Source organism: Agathobaculum desmolans ATCC 43058 (assembly GCF_000701665.1).
Classification (GTDB): Bacteria; Bacillota; Clostridia; order Oscillospirales; family Butyricicoccaceae; genus Agathobaculum; species Agathobaculum desmolans.
Genome location: NZ_JNJN01000030.1, coordinates 1 through 18,330 on the forward strand (window position 1 = coordinate 1; position 18,330 = coordinate 18,330).

General features: G+C 51.0%; 21 protein-coding genes. All 21 read right to left on the reverse strand.

Annotated features, from left to right (window positions below; genetic code table 11):
* Positions 1 to 979, reverse strand: a 979-nt coding sequence (locus tag T363_RS14550; protein ID WP_034972045.1) for a hypothetical protein, incomplete at its 3' end; no start/stop codon positions are given.
* A gap of 18 nt (positions 980 to 997) precedes the next feature.
* Positions 998 to 1,585, reverse strand: coding sequence for a phage tail protein I (locus tag T363_RS15135; protein WP_051643182.1), 588 nt, complete (start codon positions 1,583 to 1,585; stop codon positions 998 to 1,000).
* Positions 1,578 to 2,714, reverse strand: a complete 1,137-nt coding sequence (locus tag T363_RS0108620; protein ID WP_031475106.1) for a baseplate J/gp47 family protein — start codon at positions 2,712 to 2,714, stop codon at positions 1,578 to 1,580. Before T363_RS0108620 ends, T363_RS15135 begins: the two co-directional genes overlap by 8 nt.
* Positions 2,707 to 3,024, reverse strand: coding sequence for a GPW/gp25 family protein (locus T363_RS0108625; protein ID WP_031475107.1), 318 nt, complete (start codon positions 3,022 to 3,024; stop codon positions 2,707 to 2,709). The genes T363_RS0108620 and T363_RS0108625 overlap by 8 nt, the downstream gene beginning before the upstream one ends.
* 5 nt (positions 3,025 to 3,029) lie before the next feature.
* Complete coding sequence (locus T363_RS0108630) at positions 3,030 to 3,434, reverse strand: phage tail protein (protein WP_031475108.1); 405 nt, start codon at positions 3,432 to 3,434, stop codon at positions 3,030 to 3,032.
* Entirely contained in the window at positions 3,435 to 3,779 is a 345-nt protein-coding gene (locus T363_RS0108635) for a hypothetical protein (protein WP_031475109.1), read from the reverse strand.
* A complete protein-coding gene (locus T363_RS15140; protein WP_051643183.1) occupies positions 3,779 to 5,095 on the reverse strand; it encodes an SH3 domain-containing protein in 1,317 nt (438 codons plus the stop codon). The genes T363_RS0108635 and T363_RS15140 overlap by 1 nt, the downstream gene beginning before the upstream one ends.
* The gene (locus T363_RS0108645) at positions 5,092 to 5,301 is read right to left on the reverse strand and encodes a tail protein X (protein WP_031475111.1); all 210 of its coding nucleotides are present in this window, start codon (positions 5,299 to 5,301) and stop codon (positions 5,092 to 5,094) included. Before T363_RS0108645 ends, T363_RS15140 begins: the two co-directional genes overlap by 4 nt.
* Entirely contained in the window at positions 5,298 to 8,900 is a 3,603-nt protein-coding gene (locus tag T363_RS0108650; protein ID WP_031475112.1) for a phage tail tape measure protein, read from the reverse strand. The genes T363_RS0108645 and T363_RS0108650 overlap by 4 nt, the downstream gene beginning before the upstream one ends.
* Positions 8,901 to 9,077: 177 nt before the next feature.
* On the reverse strand, positions 9,078 to 9,476 hold the full coding sequence (locus T363_RS0108655; protein ID WP_051643184.1) for a hypothetical protein: 399 nt from the start codon (positions 9,474 to 9,476) through the stop codon (positions 9,078 to 9,080).
* 69 nt (positions 9,477 to 9,545) lie between these two features.
* Positions 9,546 to 10,061, reverse strand: coding sequence for a phage major tail tube protein (locus T363_RS0108660; protein WP_031475114.1), 516 nt, complete (start codon positions 10,059 to 10,061; stop codon positions 9,546 to 9,548).
* 16 nt (positions 10,062 to 10,077) lie between these two features.
* Complete coding sequence (locus T363_RS0108665; protein ID WP_031475115.1) at positions 10,078 to 11,502, reverse strand: phage tail sheath family protein; 1,425 nt, start codon at positions 11,500 to 11,502, stop codon at positions 10,078 to 10,080.
* A 13-nt stretch (positions 11,503 to 11,515) separates the two neighbouring features.
* Positions 11,516 to 11,869 carry a hypothetical protein gene (locus T363_RS0108670; protein WP_031475116.1) on the reverse strand — a complete coding sequence of 118 codons (354 nt, stop codon included), beginning with the start codon at positions 11,867 to 11,869 and terminating at the stop codon, positions 11,516 to 11,518.
* Positions 11,860 to 12,351, reverse strand: a complete 492-nt coding sequence (locus T363_RS0108675; RefSeq protein ID WP_051643185.1) for a hypothetical protein — start codon at positions 12,349 to 12,351, stop codon at positions 11,860 to 11,862. Before T363_RS0108675 ends, T363_RS0108670 begins: the two co-directional genes overlap by 10 nt.
* Positions 12,352 to 12,358: 7 nt before the next feature.
* The gene (locus tag T363_RS15145) at positions 12,359 to 13,000 is read right to left on the reverse strand and encodes a phage tail protein (RefSeq protein ID WP_031475118.1); all 642 of its coding nucleotides are present in this window, start codon (positions 12,998 to 13,000) and stop codon (positions 12,359 to 12,361) included.
* Positions 12,997 to 13,371 (reverse strand): hypothetical protein, encoded by a 375-nt coding sequence (locus T363_RS0108685; RefSeq protein WP_031475119.1) that lies wholly within the window; start codon positions 13,369 to 13,371, stop codon positions 12,997 to 12,999. Before T363_RS0108685 ends, T363_RS15145 begins: the two co-directional genes overlap by 4 nt.
* Positions 13,368 to 13,904 carry a hypothetical protein gene (locus T363_RS0108690; protein ID WP_154658781.1) on the reverse strand — a complete coding sequence of 179 codons (537 nt, stop codon included), beginning with the start codon at positions 13,902 to 13,904 and terminating at the stop codon, positions 13,368 to 13,370. The genes T363_RS0108685 and T363_RS0108690 overlap by 4 nt, the downstream gene beginning before the upstream one ends.
* Positions 13,871 to 14,941, reverse strand: coding sequence for a major capsid protein (locus T363_RS0108695; RefSeq protein ID WP_031475121.1), 1,071 nt, complete (start codon positions 14,939 to 14,941; stop codon positions 13,871 to 13,873). The genes T363_RS0108690 and T363_RS0108695 overlap by 34 nt, the downstream gene beginning before the upstream one ends.
* 18 nt (positions 14,942 to 14,959) lie before the next feature.
* Positions 14,960 to 15,349 (reverse strand): head decoration protein, encoded by a 390-nt coding sequence (locus tag T363_RS0108700; protein WP_031475122.1) that lies wholly within the window; start codon positions 15,347 to 15,349, stop codon positions 14,960 to 14,962.
* Between the two features lies 1 nt (position 15,350).
* Complete coding sequence (locus T363_RS0108705; protein WP_051643186.1) at positions 15,351 to 16,643, reverse strand: head maturation protease, ClpP-related; 1,293 nt, start codon at positions 16,641 to 16,643, stop codon at positions 15,351 to 15,353.
* Positions 16,640 to 18,256, reverse strand: coding sequence for a phage portal protein (locus T363_RS0108710; protein WP_242840254.1), 1,617 nt, complete (start codon positions 18,254 to 18,256; stop codon positions 16,640 to 16,642). Before T363_RS0108710 ends, T363_RS0108705 begins: the two co-directional genes overlap by 4 nt.
* Between the last annotated feature and the right edge of the window lie 74 nt (positions 18,257 to 18,330).

Here is an 18,330-nt window from a genome sequence, read left to right on the forward strand (position 1 = left end):
CAGTTAATAGCGAAAACGTAACCTGCCGCCCATCCGGAAAATGCTCAAACCGTTGCAAAAAATATGCCGGATTACTTGCATCTCTGGACGATGCGCTCACGCCCTCTTTGCCAACCGTAATAATCCCCTCAGCAACCCACCTGTCGATGCAATATGACCAAGAGCCACTATACTCTGACGCCGCACGCTGATTAACCGGATTGCCAAAATACCAGTTATCCAGCAAATTAGGATTGGTGATCTCGGATAGCCGGGTGTGGATCGTCGTCTCGTCGCTTCCAGTGACCTTGATATCCTCCCCGGTCAGCGTCACGTCCGCACTGAGCGGCTTGTTGTTGATCTTGCGGGTTTGGGGAACAAATAGTTTTGCCAGCACAGCCTTGACCGTACTCCACAACACACGCTTTGTTTTGCCTCCATCTGCGCTATCCACCACCGCTATGCAATCCGCATCTGCAAGGGAAGCCTTTTGCGATGCGTCTTTTATCAATCCCTCTTTAGTTGCAACTGCGGTTGCAATGGCTGCATTCATTTCCTCCAATGTGACAGACGCAGAAGTATCAATATTCACTGTCCATTTACCTGTATTGGAGGTACTAATCAGCGCATAAAAGGTATATACAAAATCCGGAGACTCTGCTGCACTCGGAATAGGAATGCCCTTCTCATGTTGAAATAAGGCGATCATGGTGGTTGAGCCACCGGTAATACTTGCCCATACGCCGTATTGATTCAGCGTGTAAGCTGCCTGAGGTGCCGTGATGCGGATTTTCAAGCGAATACCCTTACTGACACGTTCAGCACCAATGATACTGGCAACTTGTTTTTGATTAACAAGTGCCGTCTGTGCAAGCATCCCAACCGTTTCTACAGTCCCCTGTCCGGCTGCTGCACTATCGAAATGAAGCGTTTTTTCGTTTATCCATTCCAATAGAACATTGTTGCCAGCGTTTGTGATAACGCCAGTCCAATTTGCCATTATTGTTTCACCTCCGATTTAATACTGCACAGCCACAGAACTGTCGATTATCTCACAGCCGAGGTAGGATGCTCCAACATACTGAACAGCCGTTCCACCAGCATCATAATACTCTATCTCATCCAGAACCGATCGCAGGTTTTTGTAATACTCAACACGATCGAGCACACGTTGATGCTTGTTCGGGTCGATTCCCTCAAAAGTCGAGTCAATCAACAATCGGAAATGATATGGTTCGCCGCCGTATTCAAACCACTCTCTTACCTGTGTTTCCGGATAAATTGCTGATATCGCAGTTTCAACAGCAGCTTTGGTGCCAAGCATGCGATGGACACGCCAGCTGTCCTTTAGTGTTTTTCGCTTCTCCTCCAGCGTGTAATCCCCATCCCACCAGTCTACCTTGAAGTCGTAGGCCAGCATATCCAGCAGTTCCTCAGATAGATCGTCAATACGAGAATAGATCATCAATTGTCGTATTTCTTCTGGTCTCGCTGCCAATACATCAGCAATCGACGAAGCCAGGGCCACCATTTTTTTATCATTACGAAAAACTTCCGGAAGGGTTCTGAGTAGGTTTTCGGCCGTTAATCCATATACACTATTCATCCTCATGCCCTCCGTTTGTTGCCGTAATATCACCAATCATGGCTACTTGCGGTGCAGTGTTATCACTGCCGTCGTTGAGTACAGTAAAAGCAGGAGAAGTCAAAACTACCCGTTTAATACCCGTTTGCATTAACAAACCGATCAAATAGGATGGATTGATGTCTCTGCCCAGCTTAGCGCATTGCCAAGACACAAACTGATCCACGGCCGCGTTCACAGCAGCTTCAATTTCAGCCGAACCGACAGCAGCATCACTTGGAATAAAATATGTAAAAGAAATGTTGTACTCCACTGCCTGAGGGTCTTTGACTGCCACATCATCTGTCAGCGGACGCACCGTATCTGCACTGCACGCAGCAAGAACCGCATTCTTAGTTTCTGTCTGAGCGATGCTTCCGTCGTCCATCAGAACATACAGGTCCACCTTTCCGGCGCTGGGACGATTAGCAACCACATCTGCAATCTCAGTAGATACCTGTTTTGCAATATAGATATAACCGCCTTTCGGCCCTGCGGTCGAGTACGCATCCTGACTTGCTCGCATCAGCCCATAATATTCATCGTCGGTCGCGGCATCAGCTCCATCGTCACTGGCGGTCGTATTTTCACAGTGATCATAGTAATTGAACAGATCGATGATGGTATTGATCTGGCCTGCCGAATAGTCATTACCGACTACACCCGCAGTTTGACATTGGATTTGCACATCTGCATAAGTACTACCGATGGACACATAGACATCTTCCACGGTCTCCCACACAAGCGTATTGCTCGCATCGGTTACTCGTGTTCCAATAGGAATCAGGATAGCGGTTTCCTGCGCTTCGGAGATATAGAACCGCTCAGTACAGACAGCGGGCTGTGCCGCCGGCCGCTGCGATGCATAGAATAATTCTCCCAATGCATCAAGGTTTTCGCCCTCTGCTCTGCTGGGAATATTCTGATTTCCTGTGTAGTTGTTGATAATCCGCTCTTGAATGATAATGTCGGCCACCCATTGAATGAATAGCTTCTCAGGGCTGGCTGGCTGCACACTTGTTCCAGTGATCCGCTCATATCCAGCAACCAGAGAGGAAACCAGCGCCCCAGTATCTGTGCTGACAAATTGGTACTGCGTATTCCTACTCATTGATTTCCACCTCCACAGTTGGAATCAACTTACCGGGCGTGCTCGCATCTTCTGAAAAGGTTATCCCGATAAACTCCGCTCTTGGCTCAAACTCCTCTATGGCTTCCTTGACTTCTGCTACGAGCAAAGTCCGCGCTACCGGTATCGGTTTATCAAGGAAGCGCATCGGCAAACCGAATTCCCTGTACAAAGGTACAGTTCCCTGCCGTGTAGACAGAATAATCGCGATATTTTGCAGCACAGACTGCACTGTATTCGTTTCATTCAGTGCAATCGCCCCTATATCTGCGGCAGTGACTTTGTATGTCATAATTGTCACCCATTCTTTAAATACTCTTGCAAATTAAGCGATACGGTGGCAACCGTTACATTTCCATTGATGTCGAAATGGTTTACTTTTGTTTTGTGATCTGTAATATTCCAGCGATACTTTCCATACCCTTTTTCCCCAATTGTCAGCGGTACAGGCGTTCCCTCACGTTCATACTTCCATATCTTCACCAGTTCAGCTTGCGGATCGACTCCGAATTGCCGGAAAAGCGTAATATCAAAAGATATATTGTCCGGATCTATGCCAGTAAACTCAGTGAGCGCATTTTGCAAATGACGCTGATGCGTACCATATCTTGCTTTGCCCGACCACTGCATATTGTCAAGCGTTTCTACTGTTTCGGATGATACGCTGAAGATGATTTCACCTAAACAGCCAATAATAGCCATCTAAATTCCTCCCAGCACAAAACCGTCCCCATTCGAGATCGGCAAATAAAGGACAAGTACATCCTCATTAACTCTTGGCATCCAGCTTGCAGTTGTTGATCCGGTATGATTATGGTTTGGAAATATGCTTGCACTGCCGCCGCCCGTGTAGGTATCGGTTATGTTATGCGTATGCTGTGCATCGGGTACTATGTCCAATGCACCACCTATATGCTGCAAAACTTTAAGCCATCCGGAACTTTCCCCACTTTGCTTGAAAATAACGCGAACAGCATGCTTAGAACTGTCCACAACGCTTACCGTCCCGATTTGCACCATACGAGAAATAATTTGTTCTGCATCCATCAATATCCCTCCAATACACAGCGCATTGAAACCTGTGTTGTATAGCCGGAATGGTTCAAAGTATGTTTGGATTGTTTGATAATGTATTTTCCATCAAAGGATCCCCATCCGATCAGCACGGCAGTTACTCCTGCGATTTTGTCTGGATCGCCCGGAAAGGTAAACGTCGCAGTCTTGGAATATTTATTATGCAGACGCAGTCGCTTTTCAGCGAGAGCCTGTGCCTCGGCAATACTTGATACTGCCGCTGTTACCTCCAACTGCTGGTTGTCGTCCGAATCCTCTTTATAGTCCTCGACGTATGCGATACCCTCAATCACCGATCCGGTATTGGGGTTGGCATACCGGACACGGCAGCTCGTATATTCGCTATCGGCCTTTCCAACCGACAAATCGTATTTCGTATAACTGCCATCTCCACGCTTCACCGTAAAGGATGGATTCTTCTTCTCATACTCTACCTGATCGAAAAGTACTACGATATTATTTGTGATCTTGAGTGATATGCCCGCGTCATGACAAAGCTGCGACAAGAAACCTATATCACTTGTCTGGAACTGCTCTACACGCTCATAATATGGATCGTTTGCAGATTCATACAAACAGGCCATGCCATTTTCGGCAGCCATTCCACGTGCAATACCAGATAATTTATACGATTCCCAAGCCTTTGTTTTCTTTGTTTGCCGTATTTGTGCATTGAATGGAAGAGATGTCGCCTTGATAGTAATAGTGGCTGGCGAGCCGGACGCTTTCACGGTATCCAGTTCAAACTGTCCGCAGTCCAATACCTTGTCCACTCCATCACCATTCCAATTTTCCCTTACATAAACCGCGGATATTTTTAGCGCACTCGTAACAGCACTTCCAGATCCAGAGCTATCTTTGCCGCCCTGTTTTATGTAGCTGGCACTTACATAAGCAGTTTTTCCGCTGTAGCTGATAGTTGCCCATCCATTTTCAACATCTGATACGGTTATGCTGGATCCGTAGGCCAATGCGCCCAATATGCTATATGACGTTCCCGGACCAGACCGCACATTCAGGCCGCTATTGGCTGTAACCGAATATGTTCCTCCAGCAGTGTTCCCTGTCGTTGAGGTTGTTGAAGCCGCCGCATCCATGGCATCATTCAGCCACTTTTCCAACCATATATTATCTCGATCCTGCAATTTGATTTGCAAATCGTCTGCCTCGTCCTCTTCGTTATCCGTATAAGTCAGGGATAACAGATATGGCAATATTGATCTACTAATATCCGTGCCATCAAATACGACTTCTGCCGTAGTACGACGGGACTGATCTTTGCTGCTCACCCTACCACCTGCTTCCATGGTGGTAGGTATTCAGATACCGGTATTACAATATCAGGGATAATCAACTCAATTCCCGCAGGGAAAATATAATAGGCGTGGTATTTCAGATTGGCATTTATGAGTTGATCCATATAATCTACGCTGCCCATCTGTCGAAAAGCAATGCTGTCCCACATATCGCCTTGGACAGTAGTATAGGTTTTCATACGTAGGACCTCCTCGCAGCATCAACTCCGGCTTCTTCCAAAACTTGCAGGATAAAATCACGCATTTCTTCATCGTGAGAATACAAAATGGATTCGAGTTTAGCCGTATCTGTTACATTTCCAAAACTATATTGTGGTGCAAAATTGACAAGTATCGTCTCACCGCCGCTACTCTCCGCATTCAGCGGACTACTTTGCGCAGACATCATATAACCCATAGCATGTGGTACAGACGCCATAAGCTGACTTTCTGCTGGCGACAGACTACTTTTAAGAGCTGCTGTTTCCGATGCTGTAAGGACTTGTTCACCACCATTGAAATACACTAGTTCCGGTCCATTTTCACCAACCATGGCAAAACCTTCTTCTGCTGAGCGTGTGCCTACAGCATAACCTCTGATTTCACCACCGCCAACACTAACAGATAGTGCGTTTTTTGCAGCATTGGCTACACGCGCATAGGCCGCTTGAACTTGCGGCAGCATACTGTTCGCTGCACTGATAAAACCTTGCAGCGTAGCTTCGCCACTTTTCCTGGCCTCTGCACTCAAATTCATATCAGCGACTGCTTTTGCAAAATCCTGCTGCATCTGATTTACGCTATTGGTAAAATTGGTTTGCAAATCCGCCATGCTATCAGCAGTAGTCTTCTGTTCTGCCTGAAGAGTCTGCCAATTGGAAACCATCTGTTGCAGTTGGCTGTCAGTTGCGCCTGCCATACCAGCGATTGCACTTACGCTTTCCTCACTTCCATCTGCAAAGCTGTCGATCATGGTGCTTAAGCCCTCAATATCTACAGCTCTATCGCGCAGAGAGAGAAGGTTTTCATTATAGTCTTGCCAATATGTGATCTGGCTCTGCAAAGCCGAATTTATAGAATCTGCGCTTGTTGCAACAGGAATGGAAACTTGATCCCACAATTCGTACTGCCCTGATATACTTTCATAAGCTGCATTATATGCCGCAGTATAGGCATCAGCTAAAGCGCTCATTTGAGAAGAAACGCCAGAAACTGCGCTTTGAAGATCCTGCATCTGCGCTACATCTTCAGCAGTGACATCAGCGTTTCCTTCGGTAGCAGCAGTCAAATCGTTGATTGCCTGCTCTGCAGACTCAAGCTCCTGCTCTGCAGATTCCGTCGCTTCCTGACCATCTGCAATGGCCTGTGAATAAGCATCTACCGAATTCTGTGCCAGTAAAACTTCATCCTGAAGCCCCGGCAAAGAAGCAGTTAATTCATCAATTTCCTGCTGATATGCACTTGTTTTTTCAGCGGCTTCGGCGCTTCCTGCGCCGTACTCACTTTCGGCCTCTGCGCATAAACCATAAAGTTCGTTAATACGGTTAATAGCATCTGCTTGTTTTTGCTGTGCTGCTTCAAGTGCATATTCAGCCTGCGTGAGCTTTACATTATTGGCGGCTGTTTCGACCAACACATCCTTGTACTGCTCCATCAAGGTATTTTTATACTCCTGATAAGCTTGCTGTTTGGCATTCTGTTTCCATGCTTCGGTGTTTGCACGCAGTGCATCCGTACCGCCATCAATAGCGCCGGTCTGCACATCAATCAGGCCGGACAATTCCGGAACAACCTCACATAGCAACGATAGAGTATTTCGATATCTCTGCTGCTCATCAGCGGAAAGGCTGGCGTAATCACCCATTTCTTCAAGTTTGGTGATATAGGTATCTGCTACCTCAGCAGCGGCAAGTGTTTCAGCAGTGGAATCCTCCAGCGTCGCTTTCGCATCTCCCAGCGCATCATCCATACCTCGAGCAGCCTCTGTGAGTTCCTCAACCGACGGTATCGCATCATTCTCTGCAGCTGTAGCTAACGCTGCAATTACTGTGACGGCACCGCCAATCGCTGCCGTCACACCAAAAATTGTGCCAAGAGATACGCTCGAAACAGCAGCAAATGCTTGCTGTGCAACAGTTGCCAGTTTGACCACCGTTGTATACCCTATGACGCCGACCGTTGCCACACCCATAACACCAGCAAACGCCGTAACACCGTTTACAAGCTCTGGATTCATCTCCACAAACTCTGTGACGTTTTTCAGCACTTTTGTACCGATAGAAAATGATTTTTGCAGCGCAGGATTATATGCATCACCTATCGCAACTTCCAAATTGTTATAGGCGTTCTGCATCATAGTGAGTTGGCTTTGCGTGGTAGCGTATCTTTTGGAAGCCTCATTCGTCAGCGCAGTATTTTCTGCCCACGCCTGATTGGAGATATCGACCGCAGATCCCATCTTGTCGGCCGCCAACGCAAGACTTTGCAACATATTGGACTGGCGAATACCCGACAAACCCAATTCATCCAGTGTGAGTACCGCGCTTTCTCCTTGAGACTCTAACTGCCCCAGTCCAGAAATAAAACTGGTAAGTGCGCCGATAGCATTGGTTTCCCAAGCATCCGAAAATTCATCTGCTGTCATTCCAGCAATACGCGCAAATTCGCCCAAGATTTCGCCGCCATTGGCTACTGCAGACTCGATGGCGCTCAGCGTCTGCGTCATGGCTGTGCCGCCCGCCTCTGCTTCGATGCCCACAGAGGACATAGCAGCTGACAGCGCCATAATATCCGCCTCAGTAAGGCCTGCAAGAGTGCCGGCGGATGCAAGACGCGTGGCCATCGCAGTAATCTCCGATTCAGTAGTTGCAAATTTATTGCCCAAATCAACGATAACGGAGCCGAGCCGCCCATAGTTATCTGCTGAAGTCCCTGTGATGTTCGCAAACCGCGCCAGCGCCGTTGCTGCTTCATCGGCACTCATATTGGTTGATGTACCAAGCATCGCCATGATCTCAGTGAAATCCAGCAGAGAATTCTTCTGAATGCCGAGCTGACCGGCCGATTCCGCAATCGCGGCCAGTTCCTCAGCTGTGGCTGGCATTTCCGTGGACATATCTTTCAATGCGTCCGACATATCCGCCAGTTCTGTATCGGTAAGATCGGTGGTCTTTACGACACCAGTTATCGCGCTTTCGAAATCCATCGAAGCTTGCGCACAGTCAGCCAACCCACGGTATATCTCTTTAAGCGCAGTCGCAATTCCAGCGGCAACAATGGCCTCATGAACTGCATTAAATGCCTCGCCTGCTCGAACACCAAACGTCTGTGCGACATCAGCGACTTGGTCCTGCCTGCTTCTAAGAGTGTTCAGCCTATCAGCCAAAGTTGCAGAAGTCTGGGAAAGGTTATCAGTATCTACCCCCGCTTCCTGCAATGCATTCCCCATTTCGTCAAGCTTTTGGGTCTGCTTGTCCAGAGATGCAGAGGTACGGTCGATTTGCAACTGTTTGGAAATCAGTTTGTTTTCCAAGGCTGACGAAAATCCCTCAGTTTCAGCGATTTCACGCTGGATATTGTCATATTGCTGTTGCAATGCAGACAGTTTGCGTTCCGTCGCACTGATTGCGCTTTGCTGTTTCTGGTATGCAGCAATATCCGATTGAACACTGGACAGCGATTTTATCTCTTTTGCAAGCGAAGATAATTCCTGCTGCGCCGATCTAAACGTCTTGCTGTAGCTGCTACCCAGATTTGCGTCGAGCTGGAATTGCATCTCATAATTTTTTCGCCCTGCCATTTACCAGCCCTCCCCTTTCCGGATTGCTATTCCGGTTTTCTTCAACAATTCTGTTGTTCTCGCGAATCCACTTTTGCAGCTCTTGTAACGGCATTTCGAGCCAAAACGATACCGGTGTATGGTTGTTACGTGCCATGATCAAACATTGCCGTCTAATCCATCCACCGAAATCGTCATTTACAGCTCCGCACCTGTTAAAAAATTTCGAGCTGCGCTCCTGATCCGGTTGTAGTCAGAAAGCGGGATCGCTTTCAGAACATCAAAACCAATACGGGTAGTGCAAGCACGCGCAGCCATTCTCATTAAATATTCGCCGGACAGACTAGGGATGATTACCGGTCTCCCCGTTATCTGGATCTCATTTTCAATGGCCGCGCCATCACTGCCGGTCAAACGTCCAAAGTCGAAGCAAAGCTCTTCGTATGTCTTTCCCTCATACGAAAACGGGGCTTTGAATTTATGTGTATAGACATCACGCGAATTCTCTACAACGTCCACTGACTGACCGCCTTCCGACTCTTGTTCGACGACCGCCATGTTCTCAGATGCAATAACCATATTTTTCTCAGTACTCATAATCGTTCTCCTTTGAAAAATTGCGCCCGAGCATAATGCCCGAGCGCAATTCAATTTTACTTGTCCAACTTACTTACCAAGTGCTTTGCGAATATCAGCCCAGTAGTCAACACCATTAACATTGAAAATCTGATTGAACGGGTCAATTTCCCAAAGGATGTCCCCATCTTTGTACGCAGCATAATAGTACACGCTGTATTCACCCGAGGCATCAGATGCAGAAGCCGGTGCAATGGTTCCAGGTGCAACCTTCTTCGGAACAACGGTTAACACGTATTTATCTGCGCTGATTTCCTTATCTACAGTAGTCGTATTCCAATACTGCTCAGCTACGCGCAACTCAAGTTGATGCTTTTTCGGTGAAGCAAGTGTAACAGCTGCATCAGTTACACTGAGGAACGATATCTTTAGTGTCATCGCGTCGATCATACCCGCCAGCGGCGTTTCCACTGTGCCGCCAACGCCTGCGCCAGTGATCGAAGCAGTCAGGAAGTTAATCTCAGGAAGTGTCACGTTGGCAATACCAATCAGGTTGGCACTGTCCTCATAAACCTCAAAGTCAATATAAGCTTCAGGTCTTCTCATTATCTTGTCCCCCCTTTTACGATGCCAACGCACTTGCTACATAGCTTGCGTCATATTCGAGCACGAATTCGATTTCCTGTGCTGGAGATGGCGGTGTCATTGCGATGTGGAATTTTACGATACCAGCAATCAGGTTAGCCTGCGGGTTCTCATCCTCCAGCATTTCGACTCGAGCACCGAGCAGATAGCCAGAACCAACCAAACCGTTGAGCCAAATGTTAACGGTATCCATGATCGTATCGAGCAAACGCCGGTTCATCGGCTTGTCCACCTTAGACCAGCACGTCTGAATTACAGTGTTTCCCACCCAGTCGAACATGCGGGAAACGGGAATAAAGTAATTCTTGACATCGTTGTTGCTGGGATAGCAGGCAGTGTAGTTGCCCCATGCTACCCAGCCACCCATGAAGTTCAGGCCGGTCACGATGCCGTTGGCGTTGAGCATATTGGCCTGTGCGAGTGTCAGATTGACTTCTGTACCGTCCGCAAGGATCATCCGATCACACTGGAGACTCTTGTTCGACGGGCTTTCATAGGGACAACCGCCATTACCTGTATCAACCTGTGCCATCAGGCCTGCCATCTGGGTCGATGCATGGAATTTGTACTTATCCAGTCCAAACATTGGCCAACAGGGGATTTCGTTTTCATCCACAAAGTTACTATCACCTTTCTTAGTGATGGCTGCATCGTATGTAGTCGCACCCGACGAGCTGGAATCAATGTCAATCAGGGCTTTCGCGCGAAACAGTCCGTTAATCCCTGCAGCTTTGGTTGCCATTACCGCAGCAACAGTAGCCACTTGAGAATGTCCCGGAGCACAAATCAGATCTGGGACAACACCAAGTTTGGTCATACATAGTTCAATGCTCTCAAGACCCGTTGCAACTTCCGTATCGGTGACAGAAGCAGGGGTTGTCTTGCTGTAAGCAATATTCACTTCCTCAGCTGCATAACCTTTTCCATCACCCAGCAATTCAACTACCAGATTCTCACCATAGTAGTAGGTGCTGTAATCCGTATCCTTAACATAGGCATCTCCAGCTCCACCCGCTTCTTTGACTACGAGTGTTGCATCGTTAATTGCCTCAACTGGTAACAAAGCCTTGTGATCCGCCACGGCAATGTCCGCTGCCGCAACAGATTCTTTCATGCTGGTCGGATCAAGGATATTGCAGAAAATGACCGGTTGACAACCGAACAGTTTGAAATGCGAATACATAAACTCACAAAGGGGGTAGGATTCCCAGTCGTCCGAATACCCCAATTTTTCAACGGCCTCTCCCCAGCTGATAGCCATTACAGGAATTCCTGCCGGAGTCGGAGATCCCGCACTCTGTACCGGTGCGGCGCCGATAACGAACGGTACACCGGAAGTTGCCACAATAGGAGTGCTGACGCTGGTTTCCTGCTCGGAAACATATACGCCATGATTAGCCATCTTTTGTTCCTCCTTACATAGTGCCAGAAGCCAGCTTCATGTAATTTACATACAGCAGGTTTCCAGCCGTTTTCACTTTGATACGATCGGCCGCCAATGTCTCACCACTGACGACCAGCGATGCAATAAGCGGATAACTCTCCACAGCCTTTCCGATCTGCGCCAACGCATCATCCTTTGTACCGCGGTATACAGTTCCAGATTGAATCACACCGCGGATACCCGGACCGATGTAAACACAAAAACCGCCAGCTTGGCTATCGGTTTTCTTTGTACTCTTTTTTCTTCCAGAAGTTTGTACTGCTGCAGAAACAGGAACTTCAGGCATATCAGCCTGCATACTTTTATCAGTACTTTTCACAGACATTTCATTACCTCTCTTTCTACAGACGGCATGTCCCATGTACTTACCATTTCGCCAACGTAGTAAGGCGCAGATTCATTCGGATAAATCAGCGTTTCCAGTCCAGCTTCCAGATTAAGCTGATACTTTCCTCCAATGACCACTCTTTGCAGAAGATATATTCGCAGCCTTTCCATCAAATTGAGTAGCATAAGACCGCCTTCCTGCTCATCGTCATTGTATACACAAAAGATAGAGCGGACAGTAACAGTGCTGTCCGCCCGACTTCCTCTTTGCTGTGAATCTTTACCGGTGATGACCTGATGAATGATATACGGTGCTTTTTTCTTCGCAGCGCTGCTGTCTGACAATCTCATGAGATAAACATCGGCCGCGCGGTACTGCTGTTCCTCGATGGCACTCTGAACACGTACCGGCATAATAAGATTCTTGACAGCTTTATCCGTATCTTCTTTGAGTTGCTCCAGTAGTGTAATTCGGTTCACTTATAAATCACCATCCGTTTAATATTCGGATAATTTCATGGTCAAGGCGTTCCTCAAACTTTTCCATCGTTTCCTGCCCGAGCTTCGCACTTACTTCCTCGCTGCCCAGCATTTGCGGGACAGACGATCCCATGATTTCTCGTATTGCATCACCATCCGAAGCAGTTGCCCCGCCGGTTCTTTCGAATATTCCCGTATGCCCGCTACTCATTCGGGCAACAAACGTATTCGGAATGGTTACTGGAGACGTGCTTTTTAACTGATGGCCAGCAGCGGTAATTCCGGGATGCACAGTTTTCCACGCTCCCCCGATCATTACTTTTTCAAGGGAGCTCTGATCAAATGCTGGTCCGCTTGGCGATGCCCCAGCATACCGAAATAGTGGAATCTTGTTTCCATTGAAAATAATTAACGCCTGCACTCCCTGCTGAAAGGTATATCGTACCTTAACATTTTCTTCGCTACGGATATTGGATGTAGAAATAGCGTATCGCTGTTGGATAGCCCTAGCGGTATTAGAGCGCAGATAGGAAACAGCACGAGTCATAGCGTTTTTCAGTGCCATATCTGTACCGTTTTCAATACCAGCCAACAGCTTAGTTGCTCTGTCCAGACCATTTCCTACAGCCTGCACCTGTACAACGCTCATTCGCAAATCTCCTCCAGTTCAATCCGAAGCATCCCCATATTGCAAACAGACGATGCAATATAGAACTCTCTGAAAAAACCGCTGTTTCCATCACTAATTTTGATGCGCATCCCCTTTTCAGGCTGATTGCCTTCAAAATCAGAAACATTGCAATACAAAACAGAGGATACCAGATACAAGCCCTGTGCATGGTCAGACTGGAGCTGTCGCCTATTCTTCTCCTTGAGACCAGTCAGGACTACTTGAATGCCCGTATGTTCGGCACCATCATAGGTGACGCCATCATAAATGATGATCCGTCTCTCAGCAAACTCGTCAAGATTCAGAAAAACATTGTGGTTGTCGTTCTCCACCATGTCTTTGAAGCTCATTCTACTGGTGCCTCCGCTCCAAGTTCAGTCAGTGGCTCGTCCGTTTCGTTAAGCTCCAGTTCTACCGCCGCCAGCAGCTTGGCAATCTCACCCTTGTTCTTGCACTTGGAGACATCTACGCCGAAATCCTCGGCAAGATGCTCCATGTCGGCTCGGGTCATGGTCATCAGGCTATCTTCGGTAAAGTGTCCGTCCACGATGTCCAGCTCATCGGGGATGACAGCGCCGTCAGCGGCAGTCTCGTCCTTGCCCTTGTCCACGCCCAGGGTACCATCGCTCTGGCTCACAGAGAGCGTTGCAACAGGTTCAGCGTGGTGTTCCTCGGCGGCACTGAGGATGACGCCGACCTTGAGCTGCTCCAGTCGCATAGCCTCCTCGTCGGGGAGGTCAATCACATCACCGGCGTGCTTGGGATCCGGGCGCTTGGCACCCGGCTTGCGGTATCCGTAGATTCCGCTGGTGATCTTGACTTTCATCATATCCCGTTCCTCCCTCCTGGTCAGTCTCCGACCACATTGGCCGCATAGATCCACGGGGCCTTGCAGTGAGGCGCCGACAAGGGGCGAGCGCCCAAGCGCAGCTTGCGGGTGTCCTTGTCCTTATCAACGATGAACTTAGGCACACGCTGCATGGCGAAGCTCTCGTACTCGTCGTTGTCCTCAATCTGGTCGATGCGGCCGTACATCATGTGGCCGCAGTTGGGGGCGGTGACCATGGCAGAGGTGGCCGGGAACAGGCGGGTGACGCCGGACTTGTCCGCCACGGTTTCGCGCACGGAGAAGATGTCTAGGTCGGTGCCATCGAAGTTCAGGTTGCCGATCCACACCACGCCGGGGTAGCGCACCTGGGGAGCCAGGCGGCCATACTCGGCGCGCCGGTTGTCCAGCAGCTTCAGCGTGGCCTCGTCGCTCTGGATGAAGGCCGCCACATCGGTGCCCACGACTAGGTCGTTGGCAGGAAGGCCGCGGTCCAGCAGGTCATTCACCATCGCGGAGACATCGCCCCTCCAGTCGCCGCTGTCCCCATCCCACTTGTTGGCGACGGTGTACTTGGCGGGGTTGGTGCCGGAGGTGTCGTAGAAGAAGATGTCATAGGTCTCGCCCACGGTATCGTTGTCGATGTAGGCGACGATGGTGCAACCGTTGTTGATCATGGTCTGCACGGCCATCCATTCCTCCCGGCGCTGGATGCGGCGGTCCAGGTCGGTGAGGTCCTGCATCTGGAGGGCGCGGGCCCGCTCGGCGGGGGTGCTGCCGGCATACAGAGCCTCGCCGAAGCCCCGCTTCTGCAGGTCGTCCAGAGTCAGCAGGCGGGAGGGGGCGATGTAGGGGGGCTCGATCTCGTGGATCTCGTAGCCGCCGCGAGCCACGGGAATGTCACCGGCGCGACGCACCACGAAGGGAGCCATGGCCCGGTCGCGGTCGCGGTACTCCACCAGCACCTTGTTGGCGTTGAAAATGTCGGTCGCCGCGTTGGTCGGGAAATACCGATCACGAAAGAAACTCTGAACGGGGACGATCTCCTGGACCATGCCCGCCATGTAGTAGGTGTCAAAAATATTGAACGGCATACTCTTGTCCTCCTTCGGTTAATCCATGACCTGAGACAAATAAATACCCCGCTCACGCAGGGCATCCCGGTCGGCCTGGGTAATATCGTATTCCGCCTTGGCAATCAAGGCGTTCTCGTTAAAACATCCCATCACATAAACCGCCACATTGGCATCGGCATCGGTGCCAATCTCCTCGTCATCGCACAGAATGCAGTCCGGAGTCAGATCCTCAGGCGTTTCGCTGCCAAGCAGATACAACTTCCCGTCTGCCGCGGACTTTGCCAAGACTGTGCCGCGCGAATAAGTGGCGGCGGCGCCGGTGAGCTTGGCGATAACCCCAGATGCTACCTTCACAGGCGGGGTCATGCCGGCAATCAACTTGTCGTATTCCATAGAACCAATCTTTCCGTTGAGATGCTTCGCCATGTTACTTCTCCTCCTTCTTGTTCAGAGTCTTGGCATCAGCTCGACCCTTGGCCATACGCTGCTCAGGGGTCAGTTCACCGCCGACGGGCTCGCCGCCGACACTGGCCGCACCAACGCCCTGAGCTCCGGAGTCCTCGGTGTCGCTCATCATGGAGGCCAGGTAGCTCTTTCCGGTCTTGGCGGCCTTCTGCGCGGCGCGGTACGCCATCTCCTGCGCAGTGCAAGCGTCAGGACCGTACTTGGCCGCATGGATGGTCTCGGCGTCATACAGGGAGGCCAGGGCATCAATGTCCTGGATGCGCTTCCGCTCCACTTGGGCGGGGTCGGTCTCCGCAGTCTGGGTGACGGTCGGCTGGACGGGTACGGGATCGGTCGCAGCTGGGGTCTTCCCCGCCGCAGAAACGGCTGCCTTTGCCTCTGTCATCAGCTGCTCCGCGAGAGCCGGGTCCTCAGCCCGCAGCTCCTCAAGTTTTTTTGCCATAATGTTACCTTCCTTTCCCCCGGCAGCCTGTACCTGCCGGGGCATATTTGTCTTATCCGAGGACGAAACCTCGGGATTGACCGTGGGGATGTTGTCCGGGGCAAACATGCCCGGGGCAAGATGGAGCGCACGCCCGTGAACAAACAGGCAGCGCCCGTCTGCGCTGGCCGCGATTTCCAGTGGCTCTGCATTCTCCAGAAGTTCGTCGGCAAAGCCCTTCTCCATTGCCTCACTACCCGTCATGTATGTAGTGTCGGCCATCATGTGGGATAGAACCGTGTCGCTCATTCCAGTTTTGCGTTTGTAAATAGAGATTTGGGCCTTGTCCCATGCGTCATTCCTGGCGGCCAGCTCACGCATCTCGTCAGCATTATAGCCACCGAAAAGGAATGTCCAGCACTTATGGATCATCACCAAGCTGGAGGGGTTGACCTTCACTGTGTCACAGGCGCACATGATAAGGGAGCCGCCGGACATGGCCACGCCGTCCACGACACAGGTAAGCTTCGCCCCGCCCCGCGCCAACTCCCGGAGCCGGTTGTGGATGGTGATGGATACGCCAGCATCTCCGCCGTAGCTATTCATGCGGATGTTAATCTCTTTGCAGGAGACGATCTGATCCAAATCCTCCATGAAATCGGACAAGAGCACAAATTCTCCATCCACAGGGTTCCCGTACCAGTCGGTGGGGCGCTGCTCATAGATGTCACCGTACATGGTGATCTCGGCACTCTGGCCATCGGTTGTCGCCATAGCATAGACCGGTCGGCGAATATCCACCGCTGCAGTCCGCTCTTTCTTCGGGTATTTCATTCGTTTTCTCCTTCTCCGGCCTTCGGGTCAATGGGAACGGTAATGCGTCCACCGCCAGCCTCAGCCAGTCTCTGATTTTCGATTGCCAGCTGCTCAATGTTGCTCTCCCAGTCGCCACCGCCCATTTCCAGGGTGACCTGCTCGTGTGTCTTGAATCCATGCTCGGTCAGGATGACGGCGGCGTTGGCCTCCTTCAGCGGATCAAGCTGCCCCTGCACCGGCCCAATCCACCGTGCGCCACACCAAGCAGCTCGAATCATCGGATCCTCGAAGAAGCCCGGTGCCCGGATGCGTCCCCGGGCCACCGCCTCCGCCAACCAGACTTCATAGGTGGGCTGGCAGAAGTCAGCCACGAACCAGCTCCGGCGCATTTTGAACTCCTCCCAGGCCTCCAGAAGCGCGGCGCGAGAGGCTGAGTAACTGGCGTTAAACTCCTTCATCAGCACCTCGTATGGCTCGCCCAGAGCAGCCCCGGTCAATTGACAGAAGGTCTTGATAAATGCGTCGAAGCCGGTGGTGGGGATGTTCGGCGCGCCGAACTTGATGTCCTCGCCTTCGGCCAGATGCGCCACGGTCCCCGCCCCCATCTCGTATTCACTGGGGCTGGTGGACAGGTTGTTTTCCACCGGATTTGCGGAGGGCACTCCGGCGATATCACCAGCGCCGACTTCGCCCAGCGGGATCTCGCTCTGGTCAGTCTTGGTGATGATCCAAGCTGTGAAGAAGGATTGGATCAGGGCGGCCATGAGCGCCGATTCAGTGTATCGGCGAAGCTGTAGCAGCTGCTCAATGACCGGAGCCAGATAGGTCACGCCTCGGTACTGGTCCGGCCGCTCGCTGCCCATGATGTGCAGAATGTTCGGCAACCCTGTCCTGGAGCCGTAGGCCTCCACTCGCTTCCATTCGGTCGGGACGGTGGTCGTCTCCCATGGATATGTGTTGTGGACATAATAGGCCACCACCATTCCATTGGCGTCGACCTCCACGCCATCGAAGATACGGTTTCCGTTGTCCGGGTTCTTCCCGTCTGTAAGGTGCCCCACGGCGGTGCCGCCGCCGTAGGCAGCTGGCGTGCGTACCCGGTCGGCCTCGACCAGATGCACCCGGAGAGAGTAGGGGTTGACCGGTGTCTCCTTCATCCTCTGGAACAGCGGGAAGACATCTCCGCTCTGGAGCCAGGCGATCAGTGCCAGCTGCTGAAGGCCAGCAAAATTGTTCATACCGGTGGCGTCGCAGTTGGCTTTGCGGTCGCTCCACAGGCAGAACTCAGCCTCGGTGCGCCGTTGCCAGGCCTTGGCCGTCTCTGGGGAAAGACCGAGGATGTCTCGGTCGATGGTGCTTTTCAGCGTCAGCCCCACACCCACAACCTTCGTGCGGTTGGTGTTGATAGCAGATGTTGCCACCGGGGAGGACATGTAGAGCATCCGCCCCCGCTGCCGCAAGGTGTAGTTGTTCCAGTCAATGTCCTCTCGTGGCGACCCGCTGCGCGGCGTGAAAGCCTTAAGCGCCCGCTTGGTCAGGCTGGCGCCGGCCTCGCTGTATCCTTTGGCTTGTGGACGCGCCGTATCGGGCAGGAATAGCCCGGTTTTCTTATCGAGGTAAATGTCACACACCTCCTATGTGTTGCATAAAAAACGGGCTGCCCGGCGGCGAAAGAAGCAAACAAACTCCGCCGAGCTGCCCGTGG

Bases quoted from the DNA above. Each gene is read 5' to 3' on its own strand.
- T363_RS15135 (WP_051643182.1), bottom strand. From the start codon at position 1,585: ATGAATAGTGTATATGGATTAACGGCCGAAAACCTACTCAGAACCCTT.
- T363_RS0108620 (WP_031475106.1), bottom strand. From the start codon at position 2,714: ATGAGTAGGAATACGCAGTACCAATTTGTCAGCACAGATACTGGGGCG.
- T363_RS0108625 (WP_031475107.1), bottom strand. From the start codon at position 3,024: ATGACATACAAAGTCACTGCCGCAGATATAGGGGCGATTGCACTGAAT.
- T363_RS0108630 (WP_031475108.1), bottom strand. From the start codon at position 3,434: ATGGCTATTATTGGCTGTTTAGGTGAAATCATCTTCAGCGTATCATCC.
- T363_RS0108635 (WP_031475109.1), bottom strand. From the start codon at position 3,779: ATGGATGCAGAACAAATTATTTCTCGTATGGTGCAAATCGGGACGGTA.
- T363_RS0108645 (WP_031475111.1), bottom strand. From the start codon at position 5,301: ATGAAAACCTATACTACTGTCCAAGGCGATATGTGGGACAGCATTGCT.
- T363_RS0108650 (WP_031475112.1), bottom strand. From the start codon at position 8,900: ATGGCAGGGCGAAAAAATTATGAGATGCAATTCCAGCTCGACGCAAAT.
- T363_RS0108655 (WP_051643184.1), bottom strand. From the start codon at position 9,476: ATGAGTACTGAGAAAAATATGGTTATTGCATCTGAGAACATGGCGGTC.
- T363_RS0108660 (WP_031475114.1), bottom strand. From the start codon at position 10,061: ATGAGAAGACCTGAAGCTTATATTGACTTTGAGGTTTATGAGGACAGT.
- T363_RS0108665 (WP_031475115.1), bottom strand. From the start codon at position 11,502: ATGGCTAATCATGGCGTATATGTTTCCGAGCAGGAAACCAGCGTCAGC.
- T363_RS0108670 (WP_031475116.1), bottom strand. From the start codon at position 11,869: ATGTCTGTGAAAAGTACTGATAAAAGTATGCAGGCTGATATGCCTGAA.
- T363_RS15145 (WP_031475118.1), bottom strand. From the start codon at position 13,000: ATGAGCGTTGTACAGGTGCAGGCTGTAGGAAATGGTCTGGACAGAGCA.
- T363_RS0108685 (WP_031475119.1), bottom strand. From the start codon at position 13,371: ATGAGCTTCAAAGACATGGTGGAGAACGACAACCACAATGTTTTTCTG.
- T363_RS0108695 (WP_031475121.1), bottom strand. From the start codon at position 14,941: ATGCCGTTCAATATTTTTGACACCTACTACATGGCGGGCATGGTCCAG.
- T363_RS0108700 (WP_031475122.1), bottom strand. From the start codon at position 15,349: ATGGCGAAGCATCTCAACGGAAAGATTGGTTCTATGGAATACGACAAG.
- T363_RS0108705 (WP_051643186.1), bottom strand. From the start codon at position 16,643: ATGAAATACCCGAAGAAAGAGCGGACTGCAGCGGTGGATATTCGCCGA.